This is a genomic window from Lacibacter sp. H407, assembly GCF_037892605.1.
Classification (GTDB): Bacteria; Bacteroidota; Bacteroidia; order Chitinophagales; family Chitinophagaceae; genus Lacibacter.
This window is the reverse complement of record NZ_JBBKTU010000001.1, coordinates 3,877,620-3,896,509: the sequence shown is the minus strand read 5'-3', so window position 1 is coordinate 3,896,509 and position 18,890 is coordinate 3,877,620. Positions and strand designations below refer to the sequence as shown.

Below are 18,890 nucleotides of genomic sequence, written 5' to 3'. Positions count from 1 at the left end.
TCGTGCATGACGGCAGTAGAACTGATGTCTGTTAATTGATATAAGCTTTTAAAAATTGGATAAATAGCCATTGGGAAGAATGTAGTGACATTTACTGCCTGTTATCAAACATCGTCAAATCCCATTCGTCAAACCAACGAAGAACAGGTTTGTTATCTTCAAATTGAATCGGCAACCAAACGTACCTTCCGTCGATAGCATTTTCAGGTGTCCACCGGTCACCCAGATAGATAAAGGCATTCTTTTTTCCTGCTACCTGAAGAATAAAAGTGCTCTGCGACCAGAAGGTTGTTTTTACCTGCATATCGTCACCTCTGCTTGGGTCGCCCAGTTCCTGCCACGGACCAAAAAGATGATCTGCCACTGCTAGCCGGGCAGGGTTCGGTTTCCAACCTGTTGTACCGGAACTTATCAAATAATATTTACCGTCTTTTTTAAAAACTGCCGGCGCCTCATTGGCTTTTCCTTCTAATGCCCGGGCATATTTTCCAGTAAAGTTCTGATAGTCGTCGGTAAGCTCTGAAATATGTAAAGTTTGATTGTTTTCAGAAGAATGAATATGGTAAGCTGTTCCATCGTCATCAACAAATAACGTCATGTCTCGTGCCATTTGTCCTTTTGTAAAATCCCTGCGAACAAAATAACCTTCACGAACTATTTTTTGTCCTTCAGGTTTTTGCAAACCAATGCCTGCAATCGTAGGTTCCTGATCAATTTTTTTAAATGCATCCGGAAAGTGTAAAGGCCAGTAGCCTGCGTTGGGGTTAACGCTTTTTATATATCGATAAGGCCCGGTAACTTTATCACTAATAGCCAATCCTGTTAAGGCAGCCTTGTATCCTTGTCCTTTCAGTTCATGATGAAACCACATCACAAAGGTTTTTGTCTTTTTGTTGTAGATCACTTTTGGACGTTCAATAATGCAGCCTTTCACCAATAAATTGGTCGTATCTTCCACAACTGCTAACGCTATCCCTTCATCTTTCCAATCGCTTAAGTTTTTCGATGAATAAACATGCACTCCGACATTCGCACGGTTGCCCGCCTCACCTTCTGTTTTATGCTCTCCGAACCAGTAATAGATGTCGTTGTGTAATAAAACACCACCACCATGCGCATTAATATGCACTCCGTTATTGTCTAACCAAATGCTACCCGGTTTTATACTGGTTGATGTCTGTGCATTTAAAAACATGCAGCTCAATATAAATGCGCTGTATAGAGGAGCTATTTTCATGCTGAGAATTTATTTTATGATGACGGATAATTCATTGTTTCATTGACTTCCAAATCGCACTGTAAATTCCTCCAAATCGTTAAGAAGTAATTTTGCCACCCCACCTTTAGGAATTTAAATAAATATAATTGTATCAAATTTATTTAACCGGGTTTGTCGATTCTTTTAAGAGAAGCGGTTTGAATTGTTGTAACAATCTTTTACTGGTTTTATGTTACAGATCTTTCAAGTGTTAACGATCGGGACAATCCTCCCGTAATTCTGCGTGAGAGGCAACCGTTCAATAAGAATATGCATATTACAAAAAGCAAAAGCCTCACTTTTCAGTGAAGCTTTCAATTCAGTCGGGACGACAAGATTCGAACTTGCGACCCCTAGCACCCCATGCTAGTGCGCTACCGGGCTGCGCTACGTCCCGAACAAAAAATAGAAATCCACCCCTGGATTTCAGCGGGCAGCAAATGTAAGATTTAAATCTATTTGGCACAAAATCAATCAAAAAAAACGATCTTAGCGGCGCATTAACTTGAACCCGTTACATGACCATTCTCATCAGGCAGGCACACATTATTGATCCCGCTTCTCCGTTTCATTCTACGCAACAGGATGTTTTGATTGAAAACGGATCGATCAAACAAATTGGACAATTACAAAACAGTTCAGCCGACAAAATCATTGAACATGAAAATCTCCATCTCTCACCGGGATGGGTGGATCTGTTTGTCAATTTTTGTGACCCCGGTTACGAATACAAAGAAACACTGGAAACAGGGATGGATGCAGCGGCAGCCGGTGGTTTTACAGAAGTGATGGTTTTGCCAAATACAAACCCCGTTGTATCGGGCAAAAGCCAGGTTGAGTATTTGGTGCAGCGTTCGAAATACGCTGCCGTAAGTATTCATCCATTGGGTTCCGTCACCAAACAAACTGAAGGAAAAGAGTTGGCGGAGATGTATGATATGAAAGCTGCAGGTGCAGTTGCATTTACCGATGGTGTTCATCCTGTGCAATCGGCAGGTTTATTACTCAAGGCACTCCAGTATGTAAAAGCATTCAATGGTACAGTAATACAGATACCCGATGATAAAACCATTGGTACACATGGACTGATCAATGAAGGAATTGTGAGTACAAGATTGGGCTTGCCCGGTAAACCGGTCCTTGCCGAAGAGATACAGGTGGCAAGAGATATTAAGCTTACCCGTTATGCAGAATCAAAACTGCACTTTACAGGTGTTACATCGCCTAAAAGTTTAGAATATATCAATCGTTCAAAAGAAAGCGGCATTGCAGTTACATGCTCGGTTACACCCGCTCATTTATATTTCAGTGATGAAGATTTGCAGACGTATGATACAAACCTCAAACTCTACCCGCCTCTTCGTGCAATAACCGAACGTGATGCGTTGAAAGCTGCGGTGCTGAATGGTTCGGTTGATTGTATTGCATCGCATCATCAGCCGCATGAATACGATAGCAAGGTTTGTGAATTTGAATATGCCAAAGCAGGAATGATCGGTTTGGAAACAAGTTATGGTGTGATGGGCGCTGTGTTTGGCGAGAAGTTAAGTGCCGAAAAATGGGTGGAACTGGTTAGCATTAATCCACGCAGGGTCTTGGATCTGGAAATGCCTTTGATAAAAGAAGGTGAACCTGCCAATGTAACAATGTTCATACCCCAGGCGACATATGTGTTTACAGAAGATGACATCCGCTCCAAATCAAAGAATTCTGCCTTTGTTGGCAGGGAACTAAAAGGAAAAGTGGTTGGCATCATCAATAACAATCAACTGAAACTTAACTAAACAATTTTATGGAAGCAAAACAAACAAACCCGCTTTTACAATATGGATTATTATCAGCAGCTGTTGGTGTGATCGCATACATTGCTTTATACCTTGGTGGTGTAAAACTAATGGTTAGCCCGCTTGCCTTTGCACTCAACCTTCTCCCTATTGTATTTGCCGTGCTGGCTTGTGTTACTGTTAAAAAAAGAAATGAAGGTTATCTTGAATTTGGACAGGCGTTGAAAACAAGCTTTGGAGTATTTGTAATTACAGGCATCGCTGTCAGCATTTTTTCATACGTATTGTTGAATTTTATTGATCTTGAGTTTAAGCAGGCGATGCAGCAAACCTCGCTTGAAATGTCGGAGAAAATGATGAAACGTTTTGGCGCATCGCAGGATCAGATCGATAAAGCACTTGATGAAGCCAATAAAAAAGATAATTTCAGTTTTAGCAGTGTGATGTTAGGCTTTGCGTTCAGCTGCTTTATTTATTTCCTGTTCTCACTTATTATTGCATTGATCGTCCGTAAAAAGAATCCGGAGAATCAAATGCCACAAACCATGTAAATTCATTCATGAACCTGAGCCTTGTAATACCACTGAAAGATGAAGCAGAGTCGTTACCTGAACTATGTGCGTGGATCGAGCGTGTAGTTACAGAGCAACAATTATCGTATGAAATTATTTTGATCGACGATGGCAGCACAGATGAATCATGGAATGTGATCAATCAACTTCGTGCTGCAAACTCATGCATCAAAGGCATTAAATTTCAACGTAACTATGGTAAGTCTGCAGCTTTGAATGAAGGGTTTAAAGCTGCTCAAGGACAAGTGGTCATCACTATGGACGCTGATTTGCAGGATAGCCCGGATGAAATTCCTGAATTGTATAAAATGATCGTAACCGATGGTTACGACTTGGTTAGTGGCTGGAAAAAGAAACGTTACGACAATACACTTACAAAAAATATTCCTTCGAAATTGTTCAACGCCGCCACCCGTAAAATGAGCGGCATTAAATTGCACGACTTTAACTGCGGTTTGAAATCGTACAACGGTAAAGTGGTGAAGAGTGTTGAAGTGTATGGCGAAATGCATCGTTATATTCCGGTGCTGGCCAAATGGTCGGGCTTTCGAAAAATTGGTGAAAAAGTAGTGGAGCACCGTAAACGAAAATACGGTGTTACAAAATTTGGCTGGGATCGTTTCGTAAATGGATTTCTTGATCTGGCAACGATCACATTTGTCGGTAAGTTCGGTAAACGTCCCATGCACTTTTTCGGCTTGTGGGGTACCATTTTCTTTCTTGTTGGTTTTATCATAAGTGGGTATCTCATTGTATCGAAAATTGTAGATAGCAATTTCTCCATCACCAATCGCCCTACTTTTTTTATTGCATTGGTTTCGATGGTGATTGGTTCGCAGTTATTCCTTGCTGGGTTTATTGGTGAATTGATCGGCCGGAATTCGCCTGAACGGAATAATTATTTAATAGAAGACAAAGCAGGGTTATGAAAATAGTGATCCTCGGCCCGGCACATCCCTTACGTGGCGGCATTGCGATCTTTAACGAACGTCTTGCCCGTCAATTTCAAAACGAAGGCCATGATGTAACCATCTATTCATTCAGTTTACAATACCCGGATTTTTTATTTCCGGGCACCACACAATATTCATCTGAACCGGCACCTGCTGATCTCAACATCAACATTAAAGTCAACTCTATTAATCCATTAAACTGGTTAGCAGTTGGCAACGAACTAAAGAATCTGAAACCCGATCTGGTAGTTGTCCGTTATTGGCTGCCGTTAATGGGACCTGCATTGGGCACCATTCTTCGCCGCATCAAATCAAATAAGCATACAAAGATTATTTGCATAGCAGATAATGTGGTGCCGCATGAAAAACGCTTCGGCGATCATGCATTCACGAAATATTTTATTAAACCGGTGGATGCCTTCATCACCATGAGTGAAAAAGTGCTGACCGATCTGCGTTCCTTCACCCAAACAAAACCAGCCGTGCTGCAACCACACCCGTTGTATGATGTGTTTGGCAATGCAGTTTCAAAACAGGAAGCACGCACTCACCTCGGTATCAATCAGGAAGTATTTGTGTTTCTGTTCTTCGGCTTTATCCGTAAATACAAAGGACTTGATATGTTGTTGGAAGCATTTGCGCAATTGATAAAATTGCAAATTGCCAATTGTAAATTGATGATTGCAGGTGAGTTTTACGAAGATCGCAAAACTTACGATGATCTTATCGAACAACTTCAATTAAGAGATGATCTCATTCTTAAAACAGAATTCATTGCAGATAGTGAAGTAAAATATTATCTCTGTGCTGCTGATGCCGTGGTACAACCATATCGAAATGCAACACAAAGCGGCGTTACTCCCCTCGCCTATCATTTTGAAATACCGATGATCGTTACCAATGTTGGAGGTTTACCTGCATTTGTACCGCATGGTAAAGTTGGTTTGGTTTGCGAGCCAACAGTTGATTCTATTACAGCGGCCATGCAGCAATACATGCAAACAGGCAGCGAACAATTTTTGCCACATCTTCGTGAAGAAAAAAAGAAATATGGCTGGGATAAAATGACGGCTGCTGTTTTACAACTGGCGGCATCGGTATAAACGAATCACATGCTTTCACTGCTTTTTGCATTTGCGAGTAGCTAGAGGCGAACAGCCAGCGGCTTTTTCATTTACCTTTACACTATGAGTGAACAGATCAAACAGATCATCCATGATTCCATTTCAGTGAAGCAACTTTTGCTGCAAGATGAAACCGTGATTGCAAAGCTGGACATGATCAGCGACTTGCTGGTAACTGCTTTTCAAAAAGGAAAGAAAGTGTTGTTCTGTGGTAATGGCGGCAGTGCTGCCGATGCGCAGCATTTAGCAGCCGAATTCAGTGGTCGTTTTTATTTAGATCGTGAAGCATTACCTGCCGAAGCATTGCATGTAAATACATCGTACTTAACAGCCATTGCAAACGATTATAGTTTTGAAGTTGCGTACGCAAGGTTAATCAAAGGAATTGGTCACGCAGGTGATGTGCTGGTTGGATTATCAACTTCGGGCAATTCACCCAACATTATTGAAGCATTTAAAGCAGCGCAGGAAAAAGGAATGATCACCATTGGCTTTACCGGACAAACCGGTGGAAAACTGAAAGCCTTCAGTGATTATCTGTTCAATGTTCCGTCCATTACAACACCCCGCATTCAGGAAAGTCATATTATGTTGGGACATATCATTTGTCAATTGGTAGAAGAACGTTACTTCGCTGCAAAAGGTTGATCTATGATTCATACATCACTACCTACAAATCATCCTGCAAATACAGCTTACTTTATGCCTTTACCACATAAGGAATTACCATTGATCGATAAAGACTGGACCTTGTTTCTCGATCGTGATGGAGTGATCAACAAAGATGTGGTGGGCGATTATATCAAAAACTGGAATGAGTTTCATTTCATGCCAGGTGTAATAGAAGCCATCAAACAATTGTCAGAATTATTTCCACGAATATTTGTGGTAACGAATCAGGCTGGCGTCGGCAAGAAATTAATGACGCTGGATGATCTGCAGGAAATTCATACAAACATGTTGCAGGAGATTGCTGCAAACAATGGCCGTATCGATAAAATTTATTTCTGTCCTGAAACAGATAACAAACACATCAACCGCAAACCAAACCCCGGCATGGCCTACCAGGCAAAAGAAGATTTCCCGGCGGTTGATTTCAGCAAGTCGATCATGGTGGGTAATATGCCCAACGATATGTGGTTTGGACGGAAGATCGGTGCATTCACCGTTTATCTCCCCACCCGTCCTGCAGAAAATCCTGATCCTTCAACCGTAGATGCGCAGTATAAAGATTTGTTAGCATTTGCCACAGCACTCGTGAGCAAGGCTCAAACACAATAACTTTGCCCCAAATCAGTTAATATCTTTCATGCAAAAACTGTTTACCCTTTTCTGCCTTTGTTTTGCGCTTGCTTCTTCGGCACAGCAACTCACTCCTGCTGAAGTAAAGCAATTCAAATTACGTGAAGATTCACTCAAGCGTTTTGGTTATGAGATCGTTCGTGGAAAGGATGCAGCAGTGCGTTTTCGCAGCGACAGTAACTTTACACGTATTCTTGTAAGAGCGTTGATCCAGGATAAATCCTATCTCTTTCCGTTTGACTCCCTAAAGACAATTTCAAAAGTTTACAGTCCCGATAGTTCCTTCCGCATTTTTACCTGGCAGGTAGTAAAGGATGATGATTATTGTCGCCAGAAAGGGTTTATCCAGTTACGTACACCAAAAGGAAGAGAGAAATTTATTCCGCTGCGTGATGCAAATGAATTTATTGAAAACGATACCGACACTATTGCAAATAATATGTGGTGGATCGGTGCAGTGTATTACAGGATCTTAGAGAAAGAACACAACGGGAAAAAATATTACACCTTATTCGGGTACGATGAAAACGATACACGTACAACAAAGAAATGGTTAGATGTATTATCGTTTGATGAAAATGGCTCACCTGTGTTTGGAATGCCCGGAGCTTTTTCGTTTGTAAAGGATTCTGTTCCGAAACCTGCGATGAATCGTTTTTTACTGGAGTATAAGAAAGACGGACGGGCAAGAGTGCAGTATGATGAAGAGTTAGACATGATCATCTTCGATCATCTTGTTTCTGAAACTAACGAGCCCGGCAAACGTTATACATTAATTCCTGATGGAGATTACGAGGGCTTTCAATGGACCAACGGGCAATGGCTCCACATCGATAAAGTATTCGACTTTAAGTTGAAAGATGGAGAAGCTCCTATTCCGGAAGCGATTGACTTTAATAACCGCTTAAAGTTTGGTGAGGGTTTAGAACAACCAGCAACAACGCCTCCACCTGCTGTAAAGAAACCCGCCGCAAAACCTCCGGTTAAAAAGAAAACAGGCGGTAACTAAAAAGGCCGCATAAAGCGGCCCAATCGTTTTCAGGGATCAAATATTTTTAAGTAGTTAATTCTTCTTTCTCTTTGTTGGTGTTTTCGGACGGTCGTTGATTTGCCTTAGCAGTGAGTCATTCAAAATTGCATTCATCTGCTCATCTTTCTTTTTGATCCAGATCGTGATCGTTCGTTTTACAGAGAAATCTTTTTTCAATACAACCTCAACAACTACGGAATCATCAGGGAATGTCCAATCGATCCATACACTATTGCCTTGCAGTTTTCCATTACTCACTTTAAACTGCAATTGATCGGTAGTAAGCGGCAAATATCTCCCATCGCTCATTTTCGCATCTACATTTATATAGTTCCAGGAGCCTTTCTTTAAACTATCAGTATACAAGTTGAAAAAAAGGCTGTCGATCTTTTGCGCCTGCAAAAAACCAATGGAGAAAACACACGAAAGCAACAGAAGGGAATGTTTCAAAAATTGTGATTTACTGCAAAGATTGAAAAACTATGCCAGAGGTTGACTGCGGTGCAAAATTTAACATAATTACCCCCAGCAGTTGTAAATTGTATTCGCTAAACAAATTGATATGAAACTGATCGTATTTGGTGCTACAGGGCAAGTGGGTGTTCAATTGGTAAAGCAGGCGCTGTGGCGTGGGTATGAAGTGAAAGCATACGGACGTAACGTGTTTGATCTGAAAATTGAAGATGAAAAGCTTGAACTGGTGAAAGGAGCTTTGTTCGATGCCGGTGAAGTGCTGCGTGCCTTGAAAGGTTGTGATGCAGTGTTAAGTGTTATTGGCGGAGCATTCGACGGAACCGATAAAGCACGTTCACTTGGTATGAAAAACATTGTGGAGCAAATGAAAAAAGCCAATGTTAAACGGATCGTTGCACTCGGCGGAATGGGTGTATTGAACAGCACCGATGAAAAAATGCTGATGGATGAGCAAGATTATCCCAAAGAATATTTACCTGTTGGTATTGAACATCGCAAGGCGTATGAATATTTGCAGGCGTCGGGTCTACATTGGACCTTTGTATGCAGTCCGGATATCATGAATGATGGACCAACCGGAAGCTATAGTATAAGGAAAGATTATCCGCCACCAAATGCAAACCACATCAATGCAGGTGATCTTGCTCAGTTTATGTTGAATGAACTGGAGCGAAATGAATTTGTAGAAAGCAGGGTTGGAATTTCCGCCATCTGATTGAAGCAATGATGACACGGATTGATACGGATGTTAACTGATATCCTAATCCGTTTTATCCTGTTAAAATCAGTGTAATCCGTGACCCTATCCTCTTTTCAACTCCCACAAAAAAATACTGGTAGCAATAGCTGCATTCAGCGATTCGGCTTCACCGAAACGTGGGATCGTCAGTTTTTCGGTGAGTAACGATTGAACATCTTCCCTTATCCCGTTTGCTTCATTTCCAATCACTAAGATGCCAGCTGTTGGATATTCAAATGAGGCCAGTTCTTTGCCACCCAATACAGCACCAACAACGGGCAACTGTTGACCGGAAAGAAAAGAAGACAGCTCTTTTTCAATAACCGATACACGCATGATGCTGCCCATGGTTGCCTGCACCACTTTGGGATTATAGATGTCGGCACAATCGGGCGAGCAGATAATGCTGTTGATGCCAAACCAATCGGCCATGCGAATGATGGTACCCATATTGCCGGGATCACGAATGCCATCCAATGCGAGGGTCCAGCTATCGTTTGAAGGCTCCCACTCTTTTTCCGGAAAATAATGTACAACAGCCAATGCCTGATTAGGCGTTTGCAGTTGAGAGATGCGAGTTAATTCATCATCAGTAACAACAGTGTGTTGGGCAACTTGATTTGTAGCAGGGTTATTGCTGTAAAAGGTTTCGGTGGCGTATAAGCGAACAATTTGTTGCGGATAACGTTCCATCAGTTCAGCTACCATTTTGTTACCTTCAACTAAAAACAGCCTTTCTTCCTCTCTTCTTTTTTTATGGCCTAAACTTTGGATATATTTGGCTTCGTTTTTACTGAGCATCGATTTAATCATTTTATGAGCTTCACCCGGGTTACCATCACCATATTATTCAGTTTGGCTGCAATGCAGATTTTTCTCTCCTGCGGAGCGTTCAAAAAACCAACCCGGAGGCAATATACCAAAGTAAAGAATTTTCCTAAAGGAAAGCCGTTTGTTTATTTCAACGACATCAAGCTCGAAAAAAATCAACTTAACAAGGATAACAGCAGCTTACTAATTGATGGTTTGTTCAACCAATTAGATGACAGTATGCGTACGGTGGTTAAAAATTCCTACGTAATTCTCAAACGACTTGAAAACCCTCCTGCATTTGATACCACCTATGCGTTGCAAAGTGCACAGAATATGGAGGTGTTTTTAAAAACCATGGGGTATTACAATGGGAAAGCTTCGTATGCCTATAAAATGGATTCTGTTTACAACAATAATCCGGATAAATTGCAGATTCGTGTAGCAACAACTTTTACAGTTACAACCGGCCCCGTTTTCAGGATAGATTCCATTGCACTGATCCCAAACGATTCGAACCGTGCGGAGATCGAACCAATTGTAGCGCTTACCAGGCAATACCAATCGGAAAGTTATTTACAGAAAGGCGATCCGTTCTCGGAAGAATTGATCTCAAGAGAAATGAACCGGCTGGTGAATCTCTATCGTAATAATGGATATTATAACATGACGAGAGATGCATTGTATGCCGATGTAGATACGGTGTTCCTTGCATTGCTGGATCCCAATCTTGCACTTGACCCCATCAGGCAGTTTGAAGTATTTGCCGAAGCGTTGGAAAGAAGAAAGAATCCGCTTATTAATGTGTACATCCGTACCAAGCCAGCTACCAATGCATACGTGTTTCAGCAATTTACCAATCAAAACATTGTTGTTTACCCGGAATACAAAGGCGGATCAAATGTTGACTCAACCAATTTTATCGACAGTACACGGAACAATATCAGTATACGTTTTGAAGCAGGGAAATTCAAGCCGGCATTTATTCGTCGCAATCTGCGTTTACGAACCGATAGTTTATACAGCGCTTTAAAAGTGAATCAAACAGCTGATGAACTCAATAAACTGAATGTATGGCAGGTGGTGCGCATTCAACCAAAAATTGCAGTGAATGATTCCACTAAAATTGATTACGATCTCTTCCTGATCCCCTACAAACGTTATACATTCAGTACAAATATCGAAAGTGTATTTAACCAGGTACAATCTGCATTGAGTACAGCCGGTAATCTCATTGGCTTTGGTGTAAATTTTGGTTTACAAGACAGAAATATTGCCAAGCAGGGAATTCAAATGAGCAATAACATCCGTGCAGGTATTGAATTAGGCTTACCTCCTATCAACTCAGGGTTACAGGCAACTGAATTAGCATTCAGTAATTCATTGAGTACACCACGTATTCCCCGTTGGTTGTTTACACGTAAAAGCAGAACATGGCTTAACCGTAAAACCTTTCTTACAACCAATCTTTCATTTATCGATCGCAATATTAACCAGAATGGTTTATTTGCCATTACCTCTGTAAGCTCAACCTTTGGCTGGCAGTTTCAGGCAAAGGATGCTATTTGGCGTTTGAGTCCGTTGAATGTTGAATATGTGAAACTGTATGATCTTTCACAAACATTCAAAGATCAGTTGGATGCAAATCCGTTTCTGCGCAATTCGTTTAACCAGGGGTTTGTGTTGGGAAATTTCAATGCAAACTTTTCACGCCCGCAGATCCGAATCAAAAAGCGTGATAATCATGTGGCAGGCATGCGTGTTAATTTCGAAGAATCAGGCGCATTGTTCGGCCGTTTAAAAAAAGTAATTCCTCTTTTTGATAAAGAGTTATTTGAATATGTAAAACTGGATGCGGAAGTAAAATACCAGATATTAAAACCTTCCAGCACATGGGCCCGTTGGGTGTTCCGTGCTGCCGCAGGCGCAGGCTATTTGTATGATAACGATACATCAAGTATGCCCTTCTTCAAACAGTTTGCAGGTGGTGGCCCCAACAGTATGCGTGCATGGCCTTTGCGGAGTATTGGTCCCGGTGCAAGCCCTGCTGATATACGTACAGGACGTAATCAATTCTTCAGTCGTTCCGGCGATATTATTTTTGAAACCAATGCTGAGTACCGTTATAAAATTTTAAGTATCTGGCCCAACTCGTTAATACTGGAAGGCGCTTTGTTTACCGATATCGGTAATGTTTGGAACTTTCGGAATAAAGGAAATGCAGGCAACGATACGGTTGTTTTAAATTTCAAAAATCTGTATCGTGATCTGAGTGTAAGTGTGGGAACGGGCTTGCGTTTGGATTTTGTCGGACTCTTTATGATACGTGTTGATGTTGGTTATCGTTTGAAAAATCCAGCCTTCCCTTATGTGTTGTCAAACAACGGATGGCGTGCACCAAAAATAAGTGTTGCCAATTTGTTTGGCCGCTCCGATGCCAATCGTAATTGGCGTTATGAAAACATCAATATCTCATTGGGTATTGGTTATCCGTTCAATTGGTAGCAGTTGATTATAAATTTTCGTACTGTTGTTTCTGTTCTTTTATCCATTCCAACGTTTCCGGTAAACTCTTCGCCTGCTCGGTTGTAAACTCACCAATTCTTGTGCGTCGTAAACTGCTCAGGTAAGCGCCACAGCCCAATGCTTTCCCATAGTCATGTGCCAAACTGCGTATGTAGGTGCCTGTTGAACATACAACACGAAAGTGAAGAACAGGTAATTCAATTTTCGTGATCTCAAATTCGCTGATGTGCAGTGGCCGGGGATCAAGCACAACATCCACACCTTTCCTTGCCAACAAATACACAGGTTTCCCATCCCGTTTAATTGCAGAATGTGTGGGTGGTACCTGCATAATATCACCAATGAATTGTTTGGTGTTTTCGTGGATGAGTTCTTCTGTTACATACGAATAATCATTCAACTGTTCGGGCTCACTTTCAAGATCGTAAGTAGGTGTAACAGCTCCAATGGTAAATGTGCCGGTATATTCTTTTTCACGTGCCTGGTATTCATTTATTTTCTTGGTGAACTTACCGGTGCAGAGTATCAGCAGCCCTGTTGCCAAAGGATCAAGTGTACCGGCATGACCAACTTTTTTTATTTTGATGGTATTCCGCACTTTAGCCACTACATCATGCGATGTCCATTCGATTGGTTTGTCAACCAGCAATACCTGCCCTTCTGTAAAAATTGTTTGTACTTCCTGTTTCATGTAGTGGGCAAAGGTAACGGAACTCCTGTAAGTAAACTGTCGGCTTATTCACTGCCATTTCATTCTTATCCCCGCAGTACATTCACCTGCTTCCATTCATTTAATTGTATCTTTACGTTGTTATGAATACTTACCACATTCCTATTTTCTTTGAGCCATTTGAGAAGCAAAAAAAAGCAGCACGCCTGTTGCATTTGCTGGCAGGTTTTTTAATGATCGCCAATGCATGGGGCGATTTTCATAATTCCACACCACATTTGTTTTTTATTGTTGTACAGGTAGCGGCTGCTATTATGATCATTGCATACGCTTTTGCGGGTAAGCGAATGGTTTTGAACCAGGGTTGGAGTAATGGAATGTTCCGATTGCTGGGTGCAGCAGTGCTATTGTACGCATCCTGGCATTTTGTTAGTGAGAACGATATGCTCAGGGCTTTGCTTCAGTTTTTTGGTGGAGCTGGTTTACTCCTCTTGTTTTATACTGAACGAAAAATATATCAACCTTGCCAAGTCAAGATCGATGAAAAAGGGGTACATACACCCAACAATCTCAAAGAGCGTTTAATTGAATGGAAGAATATTGAGAATATGGTGATCAAAAACGATTTTGTTTCTATCAATACCGTGCAGAATCAATTTATTCAATATGAAACGGCCCTTGTGCTGAGCGAATTACAAATGGATGAAATGAATGCTTTTTGCCGGGAACGGTTTACAAAAGCTTCCTGAAATGGACTTTATTTGATCACTATTCTAAACCATCCGTCAAATCACTCTAATAAAACCGATTTTTAAAATATCTTTGATCTGTTGAAAAAGGCGATCTGCATATTATTTTTGGGGGTGTATCTCATCTCTTCTACTGAGTTACGGCAGTTGCTCAAATTTCCGCTGCTGATACAACACTATGCAGAACACAAAGCTGAGAACAAATCGCTCCGCCTCTTACAGTTCCTCGCAATGCATTACAACGATGAGGATATTATTGATCTTGATTACAGCAAGGATCAGCAATTACCATTCAAATCGCAAAACGGGTACACCGGTGCAGTGTTGAGTGTGTTTGAGCCAACGCCGATCTATATTCTTGTTCCCCGTACATTTTTTTATACAGCAAAACATCATTTCATTCCGAATGATGATTTTACAAATACTGTTTTTCTCTCCTCGATCTGGCAACCGCCAAAGTTTTCCTGCTGATATTTTTTTTGAACGGCAATAAACTTTTCTCCACCGGAGTGAAGTATGCTGTATTTATTACAGTTTAAAAACAGCAGGATATGTTGAATGCGATCATACAGTTTTCTGTAAAGAATAAACTGATCATTGGCTTACTCGTTATTGGCCTTATTGGCTTTGGCAGTTATGAGGCTACAAGGCTGCCGATTGATGCAGTGCCCGATATTACCAACAACCAGGTGCAGGTTATTACTGTGGCGCCATCATATGGAGCAACCGATATTGAGCGACTCATCACCTTCCCGATTGAACAGGTGAATAACAATATTCCGGGATTGATCGAGATCAGAAGTTTTTCACGGTTTGGGTTATCACTGGTTACGATTGTATTTGATGATAATACCGATGTGTATTGGGCGAGACAGCAGGTAACTGAGCGTCTGCAAAAAGTACAATCCATTATCCCTCCTGAGATCGGTACACCGGAGTTAGCACCTGTTACAACCGGACTTGGTGAAATTTATCAATACGTTGTTCGCCCCAAAAAAGGATATGAAAACAAATACGATGCAACGGAATTGCGCACCATTCAGGATTGGATCGTACGACGTCAGTTGTTGGGTGTACAAGGTGTAGCAGAGGTAAGCAGCTTTGGTGGTAAACTCAAACAATACAGTATTGAAGTAGATCCCGCAAAACTCTTTTCATACGGCATTAACATCAACGATGTATTTACTGCACTGGAAAAGAACAATCAAAACACAGGAGGCGCCTATATTGAAAAGGCATCAACCGTGCTGTACATCCGGAGTGAAGGATTAGCCGGAAGCGAAGAAGATATTAAGAACATTGCGATCAAACGTACAACCAGTGGCGCTCCCTTATTTATTCGTGATGTGGCTGATGTTAAGATTGGTCATGCCACCCGTTATGGCGCTATGACGTTCAATGATGAAGGTGAAGTGGCGGGTGCTGTGGTAATGATGTTGAAAGGTGCTAACAGCAGCGCCGTTATCAAAGATGTAAAAGACAGGATCGCACAAATACAAAAAACATTACCGGAAGGTGTGGTCATTGAAGCCTTTCTTGATCGCACCAAGATGGTGGGTCATGCAATTGGAACAGTAAAAACGAATTTGCTGGAAGGTGCATTGATCGTTGTGTTCGTTTTGGTGTTGTTCTTGGGAAACTTCAGAGCGGGAATTTTAGTGGCATCAGTTATTCCACTCGCCATGCTGTTCGCCATTATAATGATGAATATGTTTGGTGTGAGTGGCAATTTGATGAGTTTAGGTGCATTGGATTTTGGGTTGATTGTAGATGGTGCCGTGATCATTGTTGAAGCAGTGATGCATCAACTAAGTCACAGTAAAAAATTCAACAGTACGTATCGGTTAACCGGTGAACAGATGGATGCTGAAGTAAATCACAGCGCCAGTAAAATGATGAACAGTGCGGTGTTTGGACAGATCATTATTCTTGTCGTTTATCTTCCCATCTTCACGTTGCAGGGTATTGAAGGAAAGATGTTCAAACCCATGGCACAAACTGTTGCTTTTGCATTATTGGGTGCGTTCATTCTTTCGCTTACCTATATTCCAATGATGAGTGCATTGTTCCTCAGCAAAACGATCCATCACAAACAGAACTTATCCGATAAGTTCATGATCTGGCTGGAACGCATTTATCAGGGTGCGTTGAACAAGGTCCTGAATTTTCCAAAAACAGTTCTGGCTTTAGCATTACTATTATTCGCATCGTCAATCTTGATCCTTCGTTCACTCGGTGGTGAATTTATTCCCGCATTGGAAGAAGGTGATTTTGCTGTTGATACACGTGTGTTGACAGGAAGTAATCTGCAAACAACCATTGACTATACGCAGAAGGCAGCGCATATTCTTAAAACAAGATTTCCGGAAGTTGAGAAAGTTGTAACCAAGATCGGCAGTGGTGAAGTGCCCACCGATCCTATGCCGATGGAAGCGAGTGATTTGATGGTGATCTTAAAAGACAAAGAAGAATGGACTTCCGCAAAAACCTTTGATGAACTGGCAGAAAAAATGGGTGATGCGTTGAAAGATGTGCCTGGTATTACAACCGGTTTTCAATACCCCGTTCAAATGCGTTTCAATGAATTGATGACGGGTGCACGACAGGACGTGGTGTGTAAAATTTTTGGCGAAGACCTCGATACATTGGCGATGTATGCACAAAAGCTTGGAAAGATCATCAACTCTGTTGAAGGCGCAAAGAGTTTGTATGTGGAAGCAGTGAATGGATTGCCACAGATCATTATTCAATACAACCGTGCAGCTATTGCACAATACAATTTGAGTATTGCCGATATAAACAAGATCGTAAACACCGCTCTTGCCGGACAAAGTGCAGGGATGTTATTTGAAGGTGAAAAGCGATTTGACATTGTGGTCCGTTTAAAAGGTGATCAGAAAAAAGATGTAAAAGATATTCAGCAACTGCTCATCCCCACTCCTTCCGGTTCACAAATCCCGTTATATCAATTAGCGAATGTGGAGATCAAAGAAGGGCCGAATCAAATTCAACGGGAAGATGCCAAACGACGCATCGTTGTTGGTTTTAATGTTCGTGGTCGTGATGTGCAAAGTATCGTCAACGAACTGCAACAAAAAACAGAACAACAATTAAAATTACCAACCGGCTATTTTATTACCTATGGTGGTTCGTTTGAAAACTTGAACGAAGCGAAACAACGTTTAATGATCGCAGTTCCCGTTTCATTGTTGTTGATTTTTGTACTGCTCTATTTTGCATTTGGCTCGGTCAAACAAGGTTTGTTGATCTACTCTGCAATTCCACTATCGGCTATTGGAGGTATTTTATTTCTTGCGTTACGTGGTATGCCATTCAGCATCAGTGCTGGCATTGGATTCATTGCGTTGTTTGGTGTGGCAGTGTTAAACGGCATCGTGTTGATCGCTGAATTTAATCGCTTGCGAAAAGATGGATTGGATGATGTGCGACGCATTGTATTGATGGGTACTAAAATCCGTTTACGTCCGGTGTTGATGACGGCTTCTGTTGCATCGCTTGGTTTTTTACCAATGGCATTAAGCAATGGTGCCGGTGCAGAAGTGCAACGACCATTGGCGACCGTTGTGATCGGTGGTTTGATCATCGCAACGTTTCTCACACTCTTTGTTTTACCTGTATTGTACATCGTTTTTGAAAAAGGAATCAAGATGAAAAAGAAAAACAAAACCGGATTGATGAGTTTGTTGTTGCTCCTGTTCCTGTTGCAGGGAACAGCAACTGCACAAACACCCATCAGCTTGCAGGCAGCTATTGATACAGCAGTAAAGAATAATTTATTGCTAAAGAATGAACAACTGATCACACAGTATAAACAACTGCTCATTCCATCGGCTGCAGTGGTACCGCAAACAACAGTACATGCGGAAGCCGGACAATTCAACAGCATTTATACGGATACACGATTTGGTCTTTCCCAAAGTTTCAGTTTTCCAAAAGTGTACAGCAGTCAAAAAGAGTTACTTCGGGAAGAATGGAAAAACAGTTCGCTGTCAACTGCTGTAAAAGAAAAAGAACTGAAACTACAGGTAAAATCAGTGTTCTATCAACTGTTGTATTTACAGGAGAAAGAACAGTTGCTGCTGTATGCCGATAGTTTGTTTACTGCTTTTTATAAACGCACCGAATTACGTTTGCAAAAAGGTGAAAGTAATATTCTGGAAAAAACAACGGCTGAAACACAGCTCGGGCAAATTGTATTGCAACGTAAACAACTGTTGCACGACCGTGCTTTGTTACAACTGCAGTTTCAAGTATTGCTAAACACAACAAACAGTCTTCAACCCTCTGCTCCTTTTCGTATCAGCTATCAACCAACTGTTGCTGAATTATCACAACACCCTGATATCATGCTGGCGAAGCAACGGGAACGTATAGTTGACGCAACCATCCGGGCAGAGCAATCGAAATTATTACCGGAGTTATCATTGGGTTTATTCAGCAGCAGTATTACCGGTATTGGTGCCGACGACAAATACTATAGCAGTGCAAGACGTTTTCAATCGGTACAGGTTGGTGTCGGTATTCCAGTTTTTGCAAAGGCGCAAAAAGCAAAGATCAATAGTGCCAAGTTCAGTAAACAGGTGGCGGAAAATCAGTTAGCTATCGGTTTGCAAGTGCTGCAAAGCAATTACCAAAAGGCGCTTACGCAATATGGACAATACCGTGAAGCAGTCAATTATTTTGAAAACACTGCTGTAAAAAATGCAACGACGATTATTGAAACAGCCAATAAGCAATTCAACAGTGGACTTATCAATTATCTGGAATGGTTCATGTTGATCAACCAGGCCACCACTGTAAAAAATGATTATATCGATGCTGTTCGAAATCTCAACGAAAGCATCATTCAACTCAATTATTATGACAATCAATAAACGA

Annotated in this window: 16 protein-coding genes and 1 tRNA gene; 12 read left to right on the top strand and 5 right to left on the bottom strand. The window is 41.4% G+C overall.

Annotated elements, in window-relative coordinates; translation table 11 throughout:
- Positions 1-91: 91 nt before the first annotated feature.
- The gene (locus WG989_RS16775; RefSeq protein WP_340431173.1) at positions 92-1,237 is read right to left on the bottom strand and encodes a glycoside hydrolase family 43 protein; all 1,146 of its coding nucleotides are present in this window, start codon (positions 1,235-1,237) and stop codon (positions 92-94) included.
- Between the two features lie 344 nt (positions 1,238-1,581).
- A tRNA-Pro gene (locus WG989_RS16770) sits at positions 1,582-1,655 on the bottom strand.
- Between the two features lie 121 nt (positions 1,656-1,776).
- Between WG989_RS16770 and WG989_RS16765 the strand changes: the two genes are divergently transcribed.
- The 7 genes from WG989_RS16765 to WG989_RS16735 all read left to right on the top strand — a co-directional run bounded on the left by WG989_RS16765 (position 1,777) and on the right by WG989_RS16735 (position 8,002).
- Entirely contained in the window at positions 1,777-3,042 is a 1,266-nt protein-coding gene (locus WG989_RS16765) for a dihydroorotase (RefSeq protein ID WP_340431171.1), read from the top strand.
- An 8-nt stretch (positions 3,043-3,050) separates the two neighbouring features.
- The gene (locus tag WG989_RS16760; protein ID WP_340431169.1) at positions 3,051-3,593 is read left to right on the top strand and encodes a DUF4199 domain-containing protein; all 543 of its coding nucleotides are present in this window, start codon (positions 3,051-3,053) and stop codon (positions 3,591-3,593) included.
- A gap of 8 nt (positions 3,594-3,601) precedes the next feature.
- Entirely contained in the window at positions 3,602-4,543 is a 942-nt protein-coding gene (locus tag WG989_RS16755) for a glycosyltransferase family 2 protein (protein ID WP_340431168.1), read from the top strand.
- A complete protein-coding gene (locus WG989_RS16750) occupies positions 4,540-5,670 on the top strand; it encodes a glycosyltransferase family 4 protein (RefSeq protein WP_340431167.1) in 1,131 nt (376 codons plus the stop codon). The genes WG989_RS16755 and WG989_RS16750 overlap by 4 nt, the downstream gene beginning before the upstream one ends.
- Positions 5,671-5,754: 84 nt before the next feature.
- Positions 5,755-6,339, top strand: a complete 585-nt coding sequence (locus WG989_RS16745) for a D-sedoheptulose-7-phosphate isomerase (RefSeq protein WP_340431165.1) — start codon at positions 5,755-5,757, stop codon at positions 6,337-6,339.
- 3 nt (positions 6,340-6,342) lie between these two features.
- Positions 6,343-6,972, top strand: coding sequence for a D-glycero-alpha-D-manno-heptose-1,7-bisphosphate 7-phosphatase (locus tag WG989_RS16740; protein WP_340431163.1), 630 nt, complete (start codon positions 6,343-6,345; stop codon positions 6,970-6,972).
- Between the two features lie 28 nt (positions 6,973-7,000).
- Positions 7,001-8,002 (top strand): hypothetical protein, encoded by a 1,002-nt coding sequence (locus tag WG989_RS16735; protein WP_340431161.1) that lies wholly within the window; start codon positions 7,001-7,003, stop codon positions 8,000-8,002.
- Between the two features lie 54 nt (positions 8,003-8,056).
- On the opposite strand, the gene WG989_RS16730 is transcribed toward WG989_RS16735, so the two are convergent.
- Positions 8,057-8,473, bottom strand: a complete 417-nt coding sequence (locus tag WG989_RS16730) for a hypothetical protein (RefSeq protein WP_340431159.1) — start codon at positions 8,471-8,473, stop codon at positions 8,057-8,059.
- 112 nt (positions 8,474-8,585) lie between these two features.
- Between WG989_RS16730 and WG989_RS16725 the strand changes: the two genes are divergently transcribed.
- Positions 8,586-9,212, top strand: a complete 627-nt coding sequence (locus WG989_RS16725; RefSeq protein WP_340431157.1) for an NAD(P)-dependent oxidoreductase — start codon at positions 8,586-8,588, stop codon at positions 9,210-9,212.
- A gap of 87 nt (positions 9,213-9,299) precedes the next feature.
- Here WG989_RS16725 and WG989_RS16720 read toward each other — a convergent pair whose 3' ends face one another.
- A complete protein-coding gene (locus WG989_RS16720; RefSeq protein ID WP_340431156.1) occupies positions 9,300-10,049 on the bottom strand; it encodes a TrmH family RNA methyltransferase in 750 nt (249 codons plus the stop codon).
- Positions 10,050-10,052: 3 nt separating this feature from the next.
- Here WG989_RS16720 and WG989_RS16715 point away from each other — a divergent pair, with 3 nt between their 5' ends.
- Complete coding sequence (locus tag WG989_RS16715) at positions 10,053-12,551, top strand: BamA/TamA family outer membrane protein (RefSeq protein ID WP_340431155.1); 2,499 nt, start codon at positions 10,053-10,055, stop codon at positions 12,549-12,551.
- Positions 12,552-12,558: 7 nt separating this feature from the next.
- Here WG989_RS16715 and truB read toward each other — a convergent pair whose 3' ends face one another.
- Positions 12,559-13,263 carry a tRNA pseudouridine(55) synthase TruB gene (truB, locus tag WG989_RS16710; RefSeq protein WP_340431154.1) on the bottom strand — a complete coding sequence of 235 codons (705 nt, stop codon included), beginning with the start codon at positions 13,261-13,263 and terminating at the stop codon, positions 12,559-12,561.
- A 122-nt stretch (positions 13,264-13,385) separates the two neighbouring features.
- On the opposite strand from truB, the gene WG989_RS16705 reads away from it, so the two are divergent.
- The 3 genes from WG989_RS16705 (at position 13,386) to WG989_RS16695 (ending at position 18,886) form a co-directional block, all read left to right on the top strand.
- Positions 13,386-13,991 (top strand): hypothetical protein, encoded by a 606-nt coding sequence (locus WG989_RS16705; RefSeq protein ID WP_340431152.1) that lies wholly within the window; start codon positions 13,386-13,388, stop codon positions 13,989-13,991.
- 81 nt (positions 13,992-14,072) lie between these two features.
- Positions 14,073-14,462: a hypothetical protein gene (locus tag WG989_RS16700; protein ID WP_340431151.1), complete on the top strand. Its 390-nt coding sequence runs from the start codon at positions 14,073-14,075 to the stop codon at positions 14,460-14,462.
- 80 nt (positions 14,463-14,542) lie between these two features.
- Positions 14,543-18,886: a CusA/CzcA family heavy metal efflux RND transporter gene (locus WG989_RS16695; protein WP_340431150.1), complete on the top strand. Its 4,344-nt coding sequence runs from the start codon at positions 14,543-14,545 to the stop codon at positions 18,884-18,886.
- Positions 18,887-18,890 lie beyond the last annotated feature (4 nt).